We start from the raw sequence: 16,817 nt of genomic DNA, 5'->3' as shown, positions 1-16,817 counted from the left end.
TTATGCTTCTGATATGACGGCCGAGGGCCGGCCGTGGGCTGCCGGCGTCGCCCGATCGGCGCGTGCCGGCGGATTACTGGACTTACCCGGTTAGCCAACTGGAAGTTCGACGCCATTGCGCGCGCCCTTCCGATGGCTGTCTGTCCGGCATCACACGGAAATCCGAACCTCGCTGATCAGGATCGTGCCGTTGCCGCCGTCGGTGTAGTTCGGGATATCCGCTAATAGTTGCTCGGACGCGGGCTTGAACACTTTATAGAACTCGTCCGCGCTATCGAACAGGAAGTGACCCGCGGCCACGTAAGGCGGCGGCGTGCCGGGCGGCCCGGCGTTCAGGCCCGCGTCGACCGACCAGCCTTTCAGCGCCGGCCCGAACAGCCTTGCCGCGAGCGGCATGTGGGTCGCGCAGTAGTAGTCCATGTCGAAGCGGCCATTTTCCCGGTACGGGTAGAGGATGCTGACCTTGATCATTGTGCGTTCTCGTCTGTTGATCCCGAAGCGCGGCGCCGGTCGTCGCGTGGTTCGCATGTGGTTCGCCCGGCGCGCCGGACGTCACATTATCACGGCTTACTTCACGCTTGCACCTGCCGCGGCCTGATTCAGCGAGCGGCCCAGCGATTCTTCCACAGCTTCGGAGATCGCTTCAATCGTCGCGGGCGGCCTGGCGCGACGTCGGGCGAGGTCGACCGCGCGGCGCGTCAGCAGACCGTACAGCGCAGCATGGTCGCCGCCGAATCCTTCCAGCAGCGCGAGCTGCTCCTCCACGACACCGGTATCGCCGCGCGATACCGGACCCGCGAGCGCGTTGGGCAGGCCCTTGTCGCGCGCGGTTTCGATCGTGCCGGCGAGCATCGGCAGCAGCGCGCGCAGCGCGTCGTCTTCGGCGAAGCCCAGCGTGCGCCACAAGCCGACGCATTCGGCGAGGCTGCATAGCGCGAAGCTCGCCGCGTAGTGCGCGGCGGCGTGATACAGCATGCGGCCGCCCGGCGGAATGGACAGCGGACGGCACCGCAGCGCGAGCGCGAGCGCAGTCAGCGTCTCTTTCAGCTCGCCGTCGGCTTCGATCGTCACCGAGCAGCCGGCGATGCGCTCGAGATCGGCAAGCTCACCGCTAAATAGATACAGCGGATGAAAGCCGCCGATCGCGGCGCCCTGGTCGCGGGCCGGCGCGAGCAACTCGACCGGCGATGCGCCGCTGCAGTGCACCAGCGCCTGGCCGGAGTGGCTTGTCGCATCGCCTGCAAAGCGGAGTGTGTGCGCTGTCGTACCGATGTTGTCGTCCGGAACGGCTAAAAAAACGATATCGGCGGCGTCGACAACCTGTTGCGGATCGTCGCAGGCCGCGCAGTGTGCGATCTGGGCGGCGAGCCGGCGCGCGGAAGCGGCCGAGCGGCTCGCCACCGCGGTGACCGGATAGCCGGCGCGCGCAAACGCGAGCGCGAGACAGCGCGCGAGCCGCCCCGCGCCGATGAAGCCGACGCGCGGCAAGGAAGGCTGGGACATGGTCGCCTGCTCCAGACGGATCGTGTGAACGGGAAAGCAGCAGTATCGCGCATCTGGCGAAGCGCGCGCGGTCCGGCCCCTTGCGGGTGAGACAGCTGTCGTCGGATGAGCTTGCGGGCGATATGGCGCTAGCGGTCGGTCATGGGGTGGCGCGACGCCCATTGGTGTGAAAAGTGCCCACAATCGTACGTGACAGGAACAGTGGTCGATGAGCCGGTTTAGTTGTTTTTTTCGTACTTAGTTCGCAGTCAGAAAATTCGGGAGGGTCGATATGAGTATTTTTTCTTACCGAAAGCACTTGCGGTTCCTGACGCACGCCCAGCGCCGTCGCTGGTGGGATCAGAAAAAGCGCCTGACGCCGCGCGTGCGGATCAGCGGCGCGTATGTGCCGCCGAACGTGTCCCGCGAATTCGCGTACGTGAAGGTCGGCTAGTCACGCGGTCTTCGCAGGTGAGGAAGTGCCCGGCTCGAGCAATCGAGGCGGGCATTTTTATTGGGAAAATCCTCCGGCTGTCAGGTTTGAAGCGAATTTGTAATTAAAGATTACCGATGCGCGAACTCAAACCCGCGCCTTCGATCAGACCTATGACGCGCGGCCCTTCAGTTGCGTGCAAGCCCTTGATTCCCGGCTCATTTCGCCGTCGTCGCGGCGGCGCGTATGTGCGCTCGCGCGGCGCTCGGCAAAACGCTTCGGCTCGCCCATTGCAATTTGCAACAAATGCGAACAGTTCAGCCGGGGCTTTTTAGATACATTGATTTCACCGCATGCGAGGCATGTGCAGTCGGCGACCTTGGCCGCGCTAGGAGAACAAAAGTGAAAAAGATCATTCCGTTTGTCGTTGCAGCCGCACTCGGCCTGGGACTTGCCGGGGCTGCGGAGGCAGGTGTTTCCGTCGGTATCGGCCTTGGGGTGCCGATTGCGCCGGCTTATCCGGTCTATGCGGCGCCGCCGCCGGTCTACTACGCGCCCCCGCCCCCGCCGGTCTACTACGCGCCGCCCCCACCGGTGTATGCGCCAGTTCCGGTCGTGGTCGGAGGCTACTACAGGTATGGCCATCCTTATTACCGTGGCTACTACCACGGCTATCGCGGCTACTACGGACACCCCTACTATCGCCGCTAAGCGCGGGCGCGCATGAGGCGCGCGGGAATCTCGACGGCGTAACCCCGGCCGATGCGCCGGGTTACGCCGTTTTTTCTTTGGCGCTGCCGGTCCGCGTCGGCCCGCGTCGGCCCGCGACGGTGGTGGGTCCTCGCGCAAGCCGCTTTCCAAAGCAGCGGAGAAGCTGGGAGAATGGCTGTTTTGCCCCGCTCCAGGAGAGTTTCGCCGATGCCAGCGCTTCCCGTTCCCACTTTCGATGACGTCCTCGACGCAGCCGCCCGTCTCGAAGGCGTCGCGCACCGCACCCCCGTTCTGACGTCGAGCACGCTCGACGAGCGCACTGGCGCGTCGGTCTTCTTCAAATGCGAAAACTTCCAGCGTATGGGCGCGTTCAAGTTCCGCGGCGCATACAACGCGATTTCGCATTTCGACGCGGAGCAGCGCAAGGCCGGCGTGCTGACCTATTCGTCGGGCAATCACGCGCAAGCGATCGCGCTATCGGCGCGCCTCGCCGGCATTCACGCGACGATCGTGATGCCGCACGACGCGCCCGAGGCTAAGGTCGCCGCGACGAAGGGCTACGGCGGTGAAGTGATCACCTACGACCGCTACAAGGAAAACCGCGAGGAAATCGGCCGGCGCCTGGCCGACGAGCGCGGCATGACGCTGATTCCACCGTACGATCATCCACACGTGATCGCCGGGCAAGGCACTGCGGCCAAGGAGCTGATCGACGAAACCGGCCCGCTCGACATGTTGTTCGTCTGCCTCGGCGGCGGCGGGTTGATCAGCGGCAGCGCGTTGTCGGCGGCCGCGCTGAGCCCGGCTTGCACGGTGATCGGCATCGAACCCGAAGCGGGCAACGACGGCCAGCAATCGCTCGCGCGCGGCGAGATCGTGCATATCGACGCGCCGCGCACGATCGCCGACGGCGCCGCGTCGACGCATCTCGGCGACTACACGTTCGACATCATCCGTCGGCTGGTCGCGCGAATCGAAACGGTCAGCGACGCCCAACTGATCGACACGATGCGCTTTTTCGCGCAGCGCATGAAGATCGTCGTCGAACCGACCGGTTGCCTCGCGGCGGCGGCGGTACTGAACGGCATCGTGCCGGTGAAGGGCAAGCGCGTCGGCGTGGTGGTGAGCGGCGGCAACGTCGATCTGCCGAAGCTCGCGCACTACCTCGCATGAGCGCCTCACGCAGAGTCGCATGAAGGAAAAACGGCTCGCCGATGCGAGCCGTTTTGTTGTCGGTGAGCCGCTTCAGCTTGCCACTTGCGCGGTGCTTTGCACGATCAGGTCGTGATACCCGTTGACGATCACGCTGTACGAGAAATACGCGAACAGCAGCGCCGACAGAACGTGACATGCGCGCAGCAGACCGGTGCCGGCGCGCTTGCGTCCGTGGCTGCCGAGTCCACAGATAAAAAGCGTCCAGCACAGACCGCCGAGAAAGAAGCCGCCGAGGAAGATCAGCGCGGTCGCCGGGGTCGTCGCGCCGGTCTTCGCGATCAGCGCGCCGCCGACCGCCGCGAACCATAGAATCGCCGACGGCGACGACACCGCGAGCAGCACGCCGCGCAGAAACCCGCGCCATGCCGATCGATGCGGCGCAGCCGCGTCGCCTTCGCGGGCGACCGCGGCAGCCGTGGCCGGGAACATCGCTTCACGCGCCATCTTCCAGGTGAGGAACAGCAGGATCGCCGCGCCGCCGATCCACACGACCCAGCGCACCGACTCGAACTGCAGCAGCGCGGCCATGCCCGCGAGCGCGAGCGTCGCGTAAATCAGGTCGCCGACGCACGAGCCAAGGCCGAGCCAGAAGCCCGGCCGGAAGCCGTGCGACAGCGTCAGCGAAATGATTGCGACATTGACGAGCCCGATGTCGAGGCACAGCGACAAGGACAGAAAAAATCCGTCCGACATCATTGAAAAAGGGTGCATCCGCGCGAGCGTTCCGTCCGTTATTGATTGTGTTGTCCGGCGAGCGTTAAAGGTCGAGGCCCAACTCGTTCCACAAGCTATCGACACGCTGCTTGACCGCGTCGTCCATCACGATCGGGCGGCCCCACTCGCGGTCGGTTTCGCCCGGCCACTTGTTGGTCGCGTCGAGCCCCATCTTCGAGCCGAGGCCAGCCACTGGCGACGCGAAATCGAGATAGTCGATCGGCGTCCGATCGACGACCACCGTGTCGCGCGTCGGGTCCACTCGGGTGGTGATCGCCCAGATCACTTCCTTCCAGTCGCGGATATTGACGTCTTCATCGACGACGACGATGAACTTCGTATACATGAACTGCCGCAGGAAGCTCCACACGCCGAACATCACGCGTTTCGCGTGGCCGGGGTAGCTTTTCTTCATCTGCACGATCGCCATGCGGTAGCTGCAGCCTTCGGGCGGTAGATAGAAGTCCGTGATCTCGGTGAACTGCTTCTGCAGCAGCGGCACGAATACTTCGTTCAGCGCGACGCCGAGTACAGCGGGCTCGTCGGGTGGTTTGCCGGTGTAGGTGGAGTGATAAATCGCGTCGCGGCGCATCGTGATGCGCTCGACCGTGAAGACCGGAAACCACTCCTGTTCGTTGTAGTAGCCGGTGTGATCGCCGTACGGGCCTTCGAGCGCGTGTTCGTACCTGGCGGACGTACCCTTCGACGGACGCGGCGGCGCGCCGGCCGGAGCGGGCGAGGGCGCGCCTTCCTGCGGATAGATGAAGCCTTCGAGCACGATTTCGGCGCGCGCGGGCACCTGCAGACCGTCGACGCCCGGCGTGATGCACTTCGCGAGTTCGGTGCGCCCGCCGCGCAGCAGCCCGGCGAACTGGTATTCGGACAGCGTGTCGGGCACCGGCGTAACCGCGCCGAGGATCGTCGCCGGGTCCGCGCCGAGCACGACCGCCACCGGATACGGCTTGCCGGGATTTTTCAGCGCGAACTCACGGAAATCGAGCGCGCCGCCGCGATGCGTGAGCCAACGCATGATCAGTTTGTTACGCCCGATCAGTTGCTGGCGATAGATCCCCAAGTTTTGTCGGCTCTTGTTCGGCCCTTTCGTGACGGTCAAACCCCAGGTGATCAGCGGTCCGGCATCGCCCGGCCAACAGGTCTGAATGGGCAGTTTGGCGAGGTCCACATCGTTGCCCTCCCAGACGATTTCCTGACAGGGCGGCGCGCTGACCGTCTTCGGCGCCATGTCCCACACCGCCTTCGCTAGCGACAACAGCTTGCCCGCGTCCTTGAAGCCTTTCGGCGGCTCCGGTTCCTTCAGCGCGGAAAGCAGCCGGCCGACGTCGCGCAGCGATTCGAGCGCCGCCTGGTCGCCTGCGTTCGCTTCGGCATCGATGCCCATGCCGAGCGCGACGCGGCGCGGTGTGCCGAACAGATTGCCGAGCACGGGGAACGCATGCCGCTCGGTGTTCTCGAACAGCAGGGCCGGCCCGCCCACGCGCAGCACGCGGTCGCAGAGTTCGGTCATTTCGAGATTCGGCGATACCTTTTGCGAGATTCGGCGCAGTTCACCGATCGTCTCGAGGCGGCCGATGAAATCGCGCAAGTCTTTGTATTTCATCTGTAACCGTTCAGGGCCGCATGCACGGCGCATAGGACTGGAAACGCAGGAGGGACGACGGTGGTCCTTGTCCGGCGCAAAAAAGCGATTGTCGATTTTACCTGCGTTAGCTAGCGCACGTAGATCGACCAAATGGTCTGTTTCTGACAGCCAGGGTCGGATCGCTGAAAACGCGCGTTGCACGCGGTTTCGGCCCGACTGAACACTGTTCATAATTACAAATAGTTATAGATTTTTCATTCTATAGTGTTGACGATCTATAAAAGCGTGCATAGAATCCGTCCACATTGGTCGCAGGCCGTTAACCTTTTTACCGTCGCCCCGGTCCCTAGACGCAACGCGTCACCGTTTTACTTCCCCTGCAGGGTGGAACGGCATTATTGAAGTCCTCACCAGCGTCCACCAACGCTGGTTTTTCGCGTGGGAGCCGAGCCCGGCATACATCGAGTATGTGTGGGCTGTTTTTGACATGGCTCCCCAAACGGTATTTGTTGCCGTTTTCCCGACGTCGCTACCGCTCAGCCAGAGAGCACGCGATGTCTTGACTCTGCGAGCGCGCTGTATCGCCTGATTTTGTCCCGGCGGAGTTCGCGGATCATGCAAGATGGGAGATCTGAATGAACGCCTGGTTATCGTGGCGTCCCGATGAGCGTATTGCGCAAATTGTGCGCGGTGCGCTGCGCCGCGGGACGCGACTGAGTCATCACCTGTTCAGCATTGTCGGCGGTATCGCCGTGGTGCTGGCTCTCGCACTGTGGCTGATGCCGACCTGGCGCGGCGCGCTCGCCGCGCGTCTGATGCCGGTCATTTCGGCCGCCGTGCAGGCGGGTCCCGTCCGCCTGCTGCAAGGCAATCCGTTGCCGGCCATCGGGCCGGCCAGAAACGCCGGCGCATCCTCCGACGAATCGCTGTCGGCCAATTCGCCAACCAAGCCGACCGCGCCGAACCCCGCCGATGGCGCGAACGATGGCAGCATGACCCTCACCGTGGCCACCACCAGCTTCGATGGCGCGTTCGACGGCTCCAGCTCGTCGGGCACGAGCGCCGCGGCGCTTAACGGCCTCGATCCGCGCACGATGCAGGGCGTCAGCGCGCTCGCGCGTCTAATCCCGCAGCAGCGCGTGTCCGCCGATGCGCGCGATGACCGCGTGCTCGTGTCGAGCCACGGGCAGGACCTGGTCGCGTCGTACCTCGCGCGGCGTTATCGCGTGGCACAGGAGCCTGTCGGCGAGCTCGTGAAGGCCGCGTTCGACACCGGCCGTGAAGTCGGCCTCGATCCGCTGCTGTTGCTGTCCGTGATGGCGATCGAGTCGGGCTTCAACCCGTACGCCGAGAGCGGCGTCGGCGCGCAGGGCCTGATGCAGGTGATGTCGAAGGTGCACTCGGACAAATTCCAGTATTTCGGCGGCCAGACCGCGGCGCTCGAACCGCTCGCGAATATCAAGGTCGGCGCGCTCGTGCTGAAGGATTGCATCGCGCGCGGCGGCTCGCTGCCGGGCGGCCTGCGCCTGTACGTCGGCTCGAGCACGCAGGACGACGGCGGCTACGGCGCGAAGGTGATGGCCGAGCGCGGTCGTCTGCGCGACGTCGCGCGTGGCCGCAAGGTGCCGATCAATGCGCCGCAGGCGCCGGTGCTGACCGCGTCGGCCAACCCGGCGCCGGCCGCTGCGACGAGCGGCGGCAACGGCAAGCGCGTGCAGGTGACACTGCAGGATGGGCACACGCTGAGTTCGACGACACCGGCGGGGCATACGCAACCGGCCGATCAGGACGATGCGAGCGCCAATTCGACGACGCGCCATGTGGCGTCGGCGTCGGAACTGGGGGCTTAGGTCAGGCGCTTTCCGAGCCGCGTGAAAAAAGAAGGACACCCGAGGGTGTCCTTCTTTGCGTCTGGTAGCTCGGTTTTCACCGACTCCAAGCGTCAATGCCGCCCGAACAGCTTCGCCAGGCGCTCGACCGCCTCTTCGAGCTTCGGATACGCGGTCGCATACGACAGCCGGATGTACTCCTTCGGCGCGTGCGTGCCGAAGTCCATGCCCGGCACCAGCACGACGCCGGCATCGTGCAGCATCGCCTTCGTGAGCGCCGCGCTGTCGCCGGCCGCCGGATGCGCGACGCCGCAGCAGTCCGCGTACACGTAAAACGCGCCGTCGGGCATCACCGGCACAGAAAAGCCGAGCGATTCGAGCGCCGGCGCGATGAAGTCGCGGCGGCGCTTGAATTCGAGGCGCCGCGCTTCGTAAATCGCGATCGTGTCCGGTTCGAAGCAGGCGAGCGCCGCGTGCTGCGCGAGCGCCGACGCGCAGATGAACAGGTTCTGCGCGAGCTTTTCGAACGCGCCGACCATCGCGGCCGGCACGACGAGCCAGCCGAGACGCCAGCCGGTCATGTTGAAGTACTTCGAGAAGCTGTTGACGGTGACCACATCGTCGCCGAACGACAACGCCGACACCGGCTTCGCGTCGTAGCTGAGCCCCTGGTAGATCTCATCGACGATCGTAAAGCCGCCACGCGCGCGCACCGCGTTGACGATGCGCTGGAGTTCGGCCGGCTCGATCGACGTACCAGTCGGATTCGACGGCGATGCGAGCAGCACGCCGCGGGTGCGCTCGCCCCACAGGCGTTCGACGTCGGCGGCGGTCAGCTGGAAGCGCTCGGTCGGGCCGCTCGGCACCATCACCGGCTTACCTTCGGCGGCGATCACGAAATGGCGGTTGCACGGATAGCACGGGTCGGGCATCAGCACTTCGTCGTCGCGGTCGACGAGCGCCGCGCACGCCAGCAGCAGCGCGGCCGACGCGCCCGCCGTGACCATGATCCGCGCCGGATCGACGTCGATACCGTAGAACTCGGCGTAGTGCGCGGAAATCGCGTCGCGCAGCGCATGCACGCCGAGCGCGCTCGTGTATTGCGTGACGCCGCCGCGCAGCGCGCTGGCGGCCGCCTCGATGACCGGCTCGGGCGCGGTGAAATCCGGCTCGCCGATGCCCATGTGAATGATGTCGCGCCCTGCGCGTTCGAGCAGCGCGGCCTCCTTGGCCAGTTCCATCACGTAGAAAGGCTGGATGGCATCGACGCGCGCGGCAAGCCGCACGAGAGGTTCGGTCACGGAGTTCATACGGTCAGTCCAGTTCAGAAGCAGGACGGCGCCCACCCATCAAATGATGCGCTCATCGATGTGCGCAGCGGCGTCCTTGCGGGCGATTCGATTCTTCGCCCTGTGCAGTGCGGCGCATGAGAGCCATGTCGAATAGCCTCATGCGCGCCGCGCTCAGCTCTTGCGAGCCGCCTGCGTCTCGGTGGCACGCAGTTGCGCCGAGAGCTTGTCGAGCACGCCGTTCACGTACTTGTAGCCGTCCGAGCCGCCGAACGTCTTGGTCAGCTCGACCGCCTCGTTGATGACCACGCGATACGGAATATCGACGTGACTCTTCAGTTCGAACGCGGCGACCAGCAGCACCGCGCGCTCGACCGGCGAGAGCTGATCGATCGGACGGTCGAGGCACGGTGCGATGGCGGCGGACAGCGCTTCGGAATCGCGCATCACGCCATGCAGGATTGCTTCCAGGTGCTCGTGGTCAGCCTTGTCGTAACCTTGCGCGCCGCGCAGTTGCGCGTCGATCTCACCTCCGGTCGAGCCCGACAGCAGCCATTGGTAAAGTCCCTGCGTGGCCAGCTCGCGGGAGCGTCGGCGTGCGCTCTTCATGCCTCTTCCTCGTCGTCTTCGTCTTCTTCATCGTCGTCATCGCCCCCGAGCTGCTCGAGCGCGACCGCGAGGTTCGCCATTTCGACAGCCACGCGCGCGGCGTCGCGACCCTTCTCGGTCATGCGCGCGACGGCCTGCTCGTCGTTCTCGGTGGTCAGCACAGCATTCGCGACCGGAATACCGAAGTCGAGGCCGATGCGGGTGATGCCCGCACCGCTCTCGTTCGACACGAGCTCGAAGTGGTAGGTCTCGCCACGGATCACCGCGCCGAGCGCGATCAGCGCGTCGAATTGCGCGCTTTCCGCGAGCTTTTGAAGCGCGAGCGGGATTTCCAGCGCGCCCGGCACGGTGACGAGCAGCACGTCCTGGCCGGTCACGCCGAGGCGTTCGAGTTCTTCGATGCAGGAGTCGGCGAGGCCGTTGCAGACGGGTTCGTTAAAGCGCGCCTGGACGATGCCGATGCGCAGTCCGTCGCCGTCGAGGTTCGGTTGGTATTGTCCGATTTCCATGTGAATTCCGTAGTGTTTGAGTGGGCGGGAGGCGCGTGAGTGGCCGGATCAGATTTGCGGGGCTTGCGTTTTGCTGCCGGGCATCGGAATGAAGCCCGTGACTTCGAGACCATAACCCGACATGCTGCCGAGCTTGCGTGGGTTCGACAGCACTTGCATCCTGCCGACGCCGAGTTCGCGCAGAATCTGCGCGCCGATGCCGTAGGTCTTGAAGTCGACCGGCCGGCGCTTCAGCGCGTTGGCTTTTTCCGTTGAGTCGAACGCCTTGAAGACGTCGACCAGATGGTCTTTCGAGTCGCCGCAGTTCAGCAGCACCACCACGCCGATATCGCGTTCGGCGATCTCTTTCATCGCCGCATCCAGCGTCCACGAATGGGTGGATTCGCCGACTTCGAGCAGATCCAGCACCGACAGCGGCTCATGCACGCGCACCGGCGTGTCGCGATCGGGCGCGGGCGTGCCGCGCACCAGCGCGATGTGCGGCTGGCCGCTCGGCTGGTCGAGATACATGACCGCGCGGAACGCGCCGTGCGCGGTTTGCATCGTGCGTTCGCAGATACGCTCGACGATCGATTCGGTGCGGCTGCGATAGTGGATCAGATCGGCGATCGTGCCGATCTTCAGGCCGTGTTGCTTGCCGAACTCGATCAGGTCCGGCAGACGCGCCATCGTCCCGTCGTCCTTGATGACTTCGCAGATCACCGCGGCCGGCGTGAGGCCCGCGAGCCTCGTGAAGTCGCACCCGGCCTCGGTATGGCCGGCGCGCACCAGCACGCCGCCCGGCTGGGCCATGATCGGGAAAATATGGCCCGGCTGCACGATGTGCTCGGCCTTGGCGTCCGGCGCGACCGCGGCGGCGATCGTGCGGGCACGGTCGGCTGCCGAGATGCCGGTCGTCACGCCTTCGGCCGCTTCGATGCTGACCGTAAACGCGGTGCCGTACTGCGTGCCGTTGCGGTAGGTCATCAGCGGCAGGTTCAGCTGCGTGCAGCGGTCCTGGGTCAGCGTCAGACAGATCAGGCCGCGGCCGTAGCGAGCCATGAAATTGATCGCTTCCGGGGTGACAAACTCGGCGGCGATCACGAGGTCACCCTCGTTTTCGCGGTCTTCTTCGTCGACGAGGATCACCATCCGGCCCGCTTTCAGTTCGGCGATGATCTCTTGGGTGGAGGCGAGCGTCATGTTGGCGAGTTTTTCGGGAAAGCGGGTATTTTACGCCACGCGCGGGTCCAAGTCGCCTCCGCTAAACGACATAGGCCGTTTGGCCGACTGGTGATGAGCGGGGCGCGGTTGCTATGCTCGTCGAAACGGTGGGCGAGGGCGCCGTTGGCGCGGGCGGCAACGCGGGCGGTGCGCCAGCGCGGCCCGCTGTACGGATTGCAATAGTGCGGAATGGTACTTGCGGCGAAGCAGGCGGCTTCGTCTCACTACCACCGGAGACCGGAATGTCCGAGACTGCATGTCGCGTGCGCGGCGCCGCGCTTGCGCCACCAGGAATGGTTCCACGATCACGCGCGGATCGAAGCCATGCTGTTCGACGGCGCACCCCGTTTGCACGATGGCCAGATGAAGCCGGATCTGTCGCGGCCCGGTTGCGGGCTCGAATTCAGGCACGGCGACGCAGCTCGCTACCTCATCAAATAGAGCAGGTCCCCACCAGGAATCGAGATCGATGAGTGCTTCACGCGTACCCGGATTGTTTTACACGGCGGCAGCGGTGGCGGCCATCGCGGCGTTGGCCGCGCGCGGCGCGGGACAACCTGAGTCGCATCGTGAAGCACGCGGCAGCGGCCCGCACGGCCGCATGCCACGAGCATCTTCGACGTCCCCGGCGTGGTCCGACCGGAGCGTTCGACGTGCGCCGGCGCACGCGCGAGCGAGCGAGTCCAGCGCCGAAGTCGAGGCACACGTCGAAGCGGCCCGCACCATCAACCACAGCTCCGCGCTGCTCGCGCTGGCGGTGCTCGCCGACAGCGCGATGGAGCACTACCGCGGCTCGTTCGACAACCCCGCGATGTTCGCGCCGCTCGTCAGCGCGAGTCTGTCGCTCGCCGCGGGCCTGCATGGCGGCGCGGATCGTCGCGGGCACACGCATCGCGCTCGCCATGCGATTTATCTGAGCGCGGCGGCGACGGGCATCGCCGGCACGGGCTTCCATCTGTACAACGTGATGAAGCGGCCGGGCGGCTGGAGCTGGAACAATCTGTTTCACGCGGCGCCGATCGGCGCGCCGCTGGCGCTACTGCTGTCGGGCGCGCTCGGGGCCGTCGCCGAACGGCTGCGCGGCGAGCCCGCCGGCACTCCGCGACTGCTCGGCATGCCGGCCGGTCAGGCGCTCGGTCTGCTGGTCGCCGCGGGTCTCGTCGGCACGGTGGGGGAGGCTGCGCTGCTGCATTTTCGTGGCGCATTCCAGCATCGCGCGATGTACGCGCCGGTCAGCATTCCGCCCGTCAGCGCGGCGCTGCTCGCGCATGCCGCGCTGAGCGCGCCGCGCGAGCGCTGGCACACGCGGCTCTGGTTGCGCATCACGACCGCGCTCGGCTTCGTCGGCGCGGCTTTTCATGCACGCGGTGTCGCGCGTCGCCAGGGCGGCTGGCGCAACTGGAGCCAGAACCTGTTCGACGGGCCGCCGCTGCCCGCGCCGCCGAGCTTTTCCGCGCTGGCGCTCGCCGGGCTCGCCGCGCTGCGTCTGCGGGAGACTGAAAAATGACCAACGGACCACGCTCGACCAGAGCCACCCACTATCCAGACTATGACGTGCTCGACAAACGCACGACGCCGTCGTGGGACGCGCACACCCGCGCGGTGATCGCCGAGCGCCTCGCGACCCCGCTCGAGCCGCGCTTTTTCAACGCCGTCGAGTGGCTCGCGGTCACACCGCTGTGCGCCCGCATCGTGCCGCAAGCGAACGCGCAACCGGTCGTGCCGCTCGCCGCGCTGCTCGACGCGCGCCTCGCCGGCAACAGCAACGACGGCTACCGCGACGCCCGCTTGCCGCCGATGCGCGACGCCTGGCGCATCGGCCTCGCCGCGCTCGATGCCGAGTGCCGCGAGCGCGGCGGCCTGCCGTTCGCGAGCCTCGCGGAAGATACACAGATCGCGCTGCTCGGCGAGATGCAGCGCGGCGAACTGACGAACCCCGCGTGGCGCGGCATGCCGTCGAAGCTGTTCTTCGGCGAGCGCGTGCTGCACGACATCTGCGGTCTCTACTACTCGCACCCGCACGCGTGGAGCGAGATCGGCTTCGGCGGCCCGGCGAATCCGCGCGGTTATGTGCGCATGTACCTGAACCGGCGCGATCCGTGGGAGGCGGTCGAAGCGCCGCCCAACACCCATGAGCAGGCCGCGAAGGAGAACCGCCGTGTCCGATGACGCGCAACAACGGCCGCGCGGCAAGGACGGCCGCGCACCCGACGTGTTTCAGCGCGGCGGCTGGGTGCCGATGCGCACGTACGCTGACAGCGAGGAGGTCGATTTCGCGATCGTCGGCACCGGCGCCGGCGGTGGCACGCTTGCGTGCCGGCTCGCGGAGAAAGGCTTCAAGATCGTCGCGTTCGATGCCGGCGCGTGGTGGCGTCCGCTCGAAGAGTTCGCGTCCGACGAAGCGCATCAGGAAAAACTGTTCTGGACCGACGAGCGTATCTGCGATGGCGACAATCCGTTGAAGCTCGGCAACAACAACAGCGGCAAGGCGGTGGGCGGCAGCACGGTCCATTTCGCGATGGTGTCGCTGCGCTTTCGGCCCGAGTGGTTCAAGTCGCGCAGCGTGCTCGGCTATGGCGCCGACTGGCCGCTCGACTGGCGCGAGATGTGGCGCTACTACGGCGAGGTCGAGAACGCACTGAAAATCTCCGGACCGGTCAACTACCCGTGGGGGCCGAAGCGGCCGCGCTATCCGTATCGCGCGCATGAACTGAACGCGGCGGCGTTGGTGCTCGCGCGCGGCGCCGAGGCGCTCGGCATCGGCTGGAGCCCGACGCCGCTCGCGACCATCTCGGCGCCGCGTGGCCGCGCGCATCCGTGCGTGTACCGTGGTTTCTGCGTGTCCGGCTGCGCGACCAACGCGAAGCAAAGCGCGCTCGTCACGTGGATTCCGCGCGCTGTGCGAGCCGGCGCCGAAGTGCGCGATCTGGCGATGGTCGGCCGCGTCGTCACCAACGACGCAGGGCTCGCCAGCGGCGTCGAATATCTGCGCGAAGGGCGTTGGCAATTCCAGCGCGAGAAGAACGTGGTGGTGGCCGGCTACGCGATCGAGACGCCGCGCCTGTTGCTGATGTCGGCCAACAGCCGCTTTCCGGACGGACTCGCGAACAGCTCGGGACTCGTCGGCAAATATCTGATGGCGCAATCGAACCAGGCCGTCTACGGCACCTTCGATGACGACATCCGCTGGTACAAGGGGCCGCCGTCGCTGTCGATCACCGAGCACTGGAACTACGAGGACAAGGGCAAGGATTTCTTCGGCGGCTATGCGTACATGAGCCAGGGACCGTTGCCCAACGCGTGGGTCGCGTCGCAGAACGGTCGCGGCCTGTGGGGCGACGCGCTCGGCGCGGAGATGCTCAAGTACAACCATCAGGCGGGGTTGAAGATCGTCGGCGAGATGCTGCCGCAGCAGCGCAACCGCGTGACGCTTGCCGACGAGAAAGACCAGTACGGGCTGCCGATCGCGCGCGTCACCTATTCATGGTGCGACAACGACAAGCGGCTCATCGCGCATTCGCTCGACTTCATGGAGCAGGCGCTTGCGGCCGCCGGTGGCAAGGAGCTCTGGCGCGAGACCGACGACACCTGCCACCTGAACGGCACCGCGCGCATGGGCGACGATCCGGCGACGAGCGTCGTCGATGCGGACTGCCGCAGCTGGGACATCCGCAACCTGTGGGTGTGCGACGGCTCGGTGTTTCCGACCGTCGGCGGCGTGAATCCGTCGCTGACGATCCAGGCGATCGCGTGCCGCACCGCCGACCGGATCGCCGCGCTGGCCGCGCGCGGCGAGCTATGGCCAGGTAGCCGTCAGCGGCTCCGCGTGCATCCGATGCGATGACAACATGCTCTCTGTGCATCGAAGCTAGACGCAAATCATCTTTGAAGCGCGAAAACGCTCGCATTCTTCAATGCGCGACGCGCATGGTGCAATGCAAAATCCCTAGAAAGGCCGGGCTTTCTGCCCTCACCATACCCTGTGGGTATGAAAAAGGACGGGAAAAGTATTGGACGGGCGAAACCGGCGAAGGGTATAAAAAGGACCAATAAACCCACTTCTCGTAGCCGCCTCCATGATCCAAGCGACCATCGAACGTATCGAAACCCGCCTCGTCGATCTGCCGACGATCCGCCCTCACAAGCTGTCGGTCGCCACGATGTACGGGCAGACGCTGATGCTGGTCAAGGTGTATTGCAGCGACGGCATCGTCGGGGTCGGCGAAGGCACCACGATCGCCGGCATGGCCTACGGCCCGGAAAGCCCCGAAGCAATGAAGCTCGCGATCGACGCCTACTTCGCGCCGGCGATGATCGGCAAGGACGCGACGCGGATTCAGGCGCTGATGGCGCACCTCGGCAAGCTGGTCAAGCTCAATCATTTCTCGAAGAGCGCACTCGAAACCGCGCTGCTCGACGCACAGGGCAAGCGCCTCGGCGTGCCGGTGAGCGAGCTGCTCGGCGGCCGTCGTCGTGAGCGCCTGCCGGTTGCGTGGACGCTCGCGTCGGGCGACACCGCGAAGGACATCGGCGAAGCCGAGCATATGCTCGACGTGCGCCGGCACAAGGTCTTCAAGCTGAAGATCGGCGCGAAGGAACTGAAGACCGACATCAAGCACGTCGCCGACATCAAGAAGGCGCTCGGCGAGCGCGCCGCGGTGCGCGTCGACGTCAACATGGCGTGGGGCGAGACGCAGGCCGCGTGGGCGATTCCGGCGCTGGCCGACGCGGGCTGCGATCTGGTCGAGCAGCCGGTCGCGTCCGCCGCCGCGCTCGCGCGCCTGATGCGCCGTTTCCCCGTCGCGCTGATGGCCGACGAAGTCCTGCAAGGTCCGGACAGCGCGTTCGAAATCGCGAAGAACGGCGGCGCCGATGTGTTCGCGATCAAGATCGAACAGAGCGGCGGCCTGTTCGCCGCTCAGCGCGTGGCCGCGATCGCCGATTCCGCCGGCATCGAGTTGTACGGCGGCACGATGCTCGAAGGTGCGTTCAGCACGGTGGCGTCGGCGCATCTGTTCGCGAGCTTCGCGAATCTGCAATGGGGCACCGAGCTGTTCGGGCCGTTGCTGATCACCGAAGAAATTCTGACCACACCGCTCGATTACAGCGACTTCGAGCTGACCGTGCCGAACGGCCCGGGTCTCGGCATCGAACTCGACGACGCGAAGGTCAAGCGATTCACGCGAGACGGGCTGATGAAAGTCACCCGCTAAACGGATTCCA

Annotated in this window: 16 protein-coding genes and 1 pseudogene; 9 read left to right on the top strand and 8 right to left on the bottom strand. The window is 65.7% G+C overall.

Annotated features, from left to right (window positions below):
- Positions 1 to 150: 150 nt before the first annotated feature.
- Positions 151 to 471 carry an EthD family reductase gene (locus OKW43_RS28055; RefSeq protein ID WP_429451039.1) on the bottom strand — a complete coding sequence of 107 codons (321 nt, stop codon included), beginning with the start codon at positions 469 to 471 and terminating at the stop codon, positions 151 to 153.
- 96 nt (positions 472 to 567) lie between these two features.
- Positions 568 to 1,503, bottom strand: a complete 936-nt coding sequence (locus OKW43_RS28050) for a Rossmann-like and DUF2520 domain-containing protein (RefSeq protein ID WP_429451037.1) — start codon at positions 1,501 to 1,503, stop codon at positions 568 to 570.
- Positions 1,504 to 1,774: 271 nt separating this feature from the next.
- On the opposite strand from OKW43_RS28050, the gene OKW43_RS28045 reads away from it, so the two are divergent.
- The 3 genes from OKW43_RS28045 to OKW43_RS28035 all read left to right on the top strand — a co-directional run bounded on the left by OKW43_RS28045 (position 1,775) and on the right by OKW43_RS28035 (position 3,799).
- Positions 1,775 to 1,936 (top strand): hypothetical protein, encoded by a 162-nt coding sequence (locus tag OKW43_RS28045; protein WP_171910228.1) that lies wholly within the window; start codon positions 1,775 to 1,777, stop codon positions 1,934 to 1,936.
- A gap of 381 nt (positions 1,937 to 2,317) precedes the next feature.
- The gene (locus OKW43_RS28040; RefSeq protein WP_429451034.1) at positions 2,318 to 2,626 is read left to right on the top strand and encodes a hypothetical protein; all 309 of its coding nucleotides are present in this window, start codon (positions 2,318 to 2,320) and stop codon (positions 2,624 to 2,626) included.
- A gap of 207 nt (positions 2,627 to 2,833) precedes the next feature.
- A complete protein-coding gene (locus tag OKW43_RS28035; RefSeq protein WP_429451032.1) occupies positions 2,834 to 3,799 on the top strand; it encodes a threo-3-hydroxy-L-aspartate ammonia-lyase in 966 nt (321 codons plus the stop codon).
- 72 nt (positions 3,800 to 3,871) lie between these two features.
- Here the strand turns inward: OKW43_RS28035 and OKW43_RS28030 are convergent, their stop codons facing one another.
- On the bottom strand, positions 3,872 to 4,552 hold the full coding sequence (locus OKW43_RS28030) for a LysE family translocator (RefSeq protein WP_429451030.1): 681 nt from the start codon (positions 4,550 to 4,552) through the stop codon (positions 3,872 to 3,874).
- Positions 4,553 to 4,598: 46 nt separating this feature from the next.
- On the bottom strand, positions 4,599 to 6,173 hold the full coding sequence (locus OKW43_RS28025) for a UbiD family decarboxylase (RefSeq protein WP_429451028.1): 1,575 nt from the start codon (positions 6,171 to 6,173) through the stop codon (positions 4,599 to 4,601).
- A 617-nt stretch (positions 6,174 to 6,790) separates the two neighbouring features.
- On the opposite strand from OKW43_RS28025, the gene OKW43_RS28020 reads away from it, so the two are divergent.
- The gene (locus OKW43_RS28020; protein WP_429451026.1) at positions 6,791 to 8,005 is read left to right on the top strand and encodes a transglycosylase SLT domain-containing protein; all 1,215 of its coding nucleotides are present in this window, start codon (positions 6,791 to 6,793) and stop codon (positions 8,003 to 8,005) included.
- 92 nt (positions 8,006 to 8,097) lie between these two features.
- Here OKW43_RS28020 and OKW43_RS28015 read toward each other — a convergent pair whose 3' ends face one another.
- The 4 genes from OKW43_RS28015 to ribBA form a co-directional block, all read right to left on the bottom strand.
- Positions 8,098 to 9,294: a pyridoxal phosphate-dependent aminotransferase gene (locus OKW43_RS28015; RefSeq protein WP_429451024.1), complete on the bottom strand. Its 1,197-nt coding sequence runs from the start codon at positions 9,292 to 9,294 to the stop codon at positions 8,098 to 8,100.
- Positions 9,295 to 9,447: 153 nt separating this feature from the next.
- The gene (gene nusB, locus OKW43_RS28010; RefSeq protein WP_187638425.1) at positions 9,448 to 9,882 is read right to left on the bottom strand and encodes a transcription antitermination factor NusB; all 435 of its coding nucleotides are present in this window, start codon (positions 9,880 to 9,882) and stop codon (positions 9,448 to 9,450) included.
- Positions 9,879 to 10,391: a 6,7-dimethyl-8-ribityllumazine synthase gene (gene ribH / locus OKW43_RS28005; protein ID WP_187638424.1), complete on the bottom strand. Its 513-nt coding sequence runs from the start codon at positions 10,389 to 10,391 to the stop codon at positions 9,879 to 9,881. Before ribH ends, nusB begins: the two co-directional genes overlap by 4 nt.
- Before the next feature lie 48 nt (positions 10,392 to 10,439).
- Positions 10,440 to 11,573, bottom strand: coding sequence for a bifunctional 3,4-dihydroxy-2-butanone-4-phosphate synthase/GTP cyclohydrolase II (gene ribBA / locus OKW43_RS28000; protein WP_187638423.1), 1,134 nt, complete (start codon positions 11,571 to 11,573; stop codon positions 10,440 to 10,442).
- Positions 11,574 to 11,843: 270 nt separating this feature from the next.
- Between ribBA and OKW43_RS27995 the strand changes: the two are divergent.
- The 5 genes and pseudogenes from OKW43_RS27995 to OKW43_RS27975 form a co-directional block, all read left to right on the top strand.
- Positions 11,844 to 12,035 (top strand): annotated as a pseudogene (locus OKW43_RS27995) (enolase C-terminal domain-like protein); the annotation flags it as partial.
- 28 nt (positions 12,036 to 12,063) lie between these two features.
- Positions 12,064 to 13,101 (top strand): hypothetical protein, encoded by a 1,038-nt coding sequence (locus OKW43_RS27990; RefSeq protein WP_429451021.1) that lies wholly within the window; start codon positions 12,064 to 12,066, stop codon positions 13,099 to 13,101.
- On the top strand, positions 13,098 to 13,763 hold the full coding sequence (locus tag OKW43_RS27985; RefSeq protein WP_429451019.1) for a gluconate 2-dehydrogenase subunit 3 family protein: 666 nt from the start codon (positions 13,098 to 13,100) through the stop codon (positions 13,761 to 13,763). The genes OKW43_RS27990 and OKW43_RS27985 overlap by 4 nt, the downstream gene beginning before the upstream one ends.
- Positions 13,753 to 15,438: a GMC family oxidoreductase gene (locus tag OKW43_RS27980; RefSeq protein WP_429451017.1), complete on the top strand. Its 1,686-nt coding sequence runs from the start codon at positions 13,753 to 13,755 to the stop codon at positions 15,436 to 15,438. The genes OKW43_RS27985 and OKW43_RS27980 overlap by 11 nt, the downstream gene beginning before the upstream one ends.
- 232 nt (positions 15,439 to 15,670) lie before the next feature.
- Entirely contained in the window at positions 15,671 to 16,807 is a 1,137-nt protein-coding gene (locus OKW43_RS27975) for a muconate/chloromuconate family cycloisomerase (protein ID WP_429451015.1), read from the top strand.
- Positions 16,808 to 16,817: the final 10 nt, after the last annotated feature.

This window comes from Paraburkholderia sp. WC7.3g (assembly GCF_050436345.1).
GTDB classification, from domain to species: Bacteria; Pseudomonadota; Gammaproteobacteria; order Burkholderiales; family Burkholderiaceae; genus Paraburkholderia; species Paraburkholderia podalyriae.
The sequence above is the reverse complement of the archived record's forward strand: the minus strand, read 5'-3'. Positions and strand labels throughout refer to the sequence as shown.

Bases quoted from the DNA above. Each gene is read 5' to 3' on its own strand.
- OKW43_RS28035 (WP_429451032.1), top strand. From the start codon at position 2,834: ATGCCAGCGCTTCCCGTTCCCACTTTCGATGACGTCCTCGACGCAGCC.
- OKW43_RS28025 (WP_429451028.1), bottom strand. From the start codon at position 6,173: ATGAAATACAAAGACTTGCGCGATTTCATCGGCCGCCTCGAGACGATC.
- OKW43_RS28055 (WP_429451039.1), bottom strand. From the start codon at position 471: ATGATCAAGGTCAGCATCCTCTACCCGTACCGGGAAAATGGCCGCTTC.
- OKW43_RS27990 (WP_429451021.1), top strand. From the start codon at position 12,064: ATGAGTGCTTCACGCGTACCCGGATTGTTTTACACGGCGGCAGCGGTG.
- OKW43_RS28020 (WP_429451026.1), top strand. From the start codon at position 6,791: ATGAACGCCTGGTTATCGTGGCGTCCCGATGAGCGTATTGCGCAAATT.
- OKW43_RS28015 (WP_429451024.1), bottom strand. From the start codon at position 9,294: ATGAACTCCGTGACCGAACCTCTCGTGCGGCTTGCCGCGCGCGTCGAT.
- ribH (WP_187638424.1), bottom strand. From the start codon at position 10,391: ATGGAAATCGGACAATACCAACCGAACCTCGACGGCGACGGACTGCGC.
- OKW43_RS28030 (WP_429451030.1), bottom strand. From the start codon at position 4,552: ATGCACCCTTTTTCAATGATGTCGGACGGATTTTTTCTGTCCTTGTCG.
- nusB (WP_187638425.1), bottom strand. From the start codon at position 9,882: ATGAAGAGCGCACGCCGACGCTCCCGCGAGCTGGCCACGCAGGGACTT.
- OKW43_RS27975 (WP_429451015.1), top strand. From the start codon at position 15,671: ATGATCCAAGCGACCATCGAACGTATCGAAACCCGCCTCGTCGATCTG.
- OKW43_RS28045 (WP_171910228.1), top strand. From the start codon at position 1,775: ATGAGTATTTTTTCTTACCGAAAGCACTTGCGGTTCCTGACGCACGCC.
- ribBA (WP_187638423.1), bottom strand. From the start codon at position 11,573: ATGACGCTCGCCTCCACCCAAGAGATCATCGCCGAACTGAAAGCGGGC.
- OKW43_RS28050 (WP_429451037.1), bottom strand. From the start codon at position 1,503: ATGTCCCAGCCTTCCTTGCCGCGCGTCGGCTTCATCGGCGCGGGGCGG.
- OKW43_RS27985 (WP_429451019.1), top strand. From the start codon at position 13,098: ATGACCAACGGACCACGCTCGACCAGAGCCACCCACTATCCAGACTAT.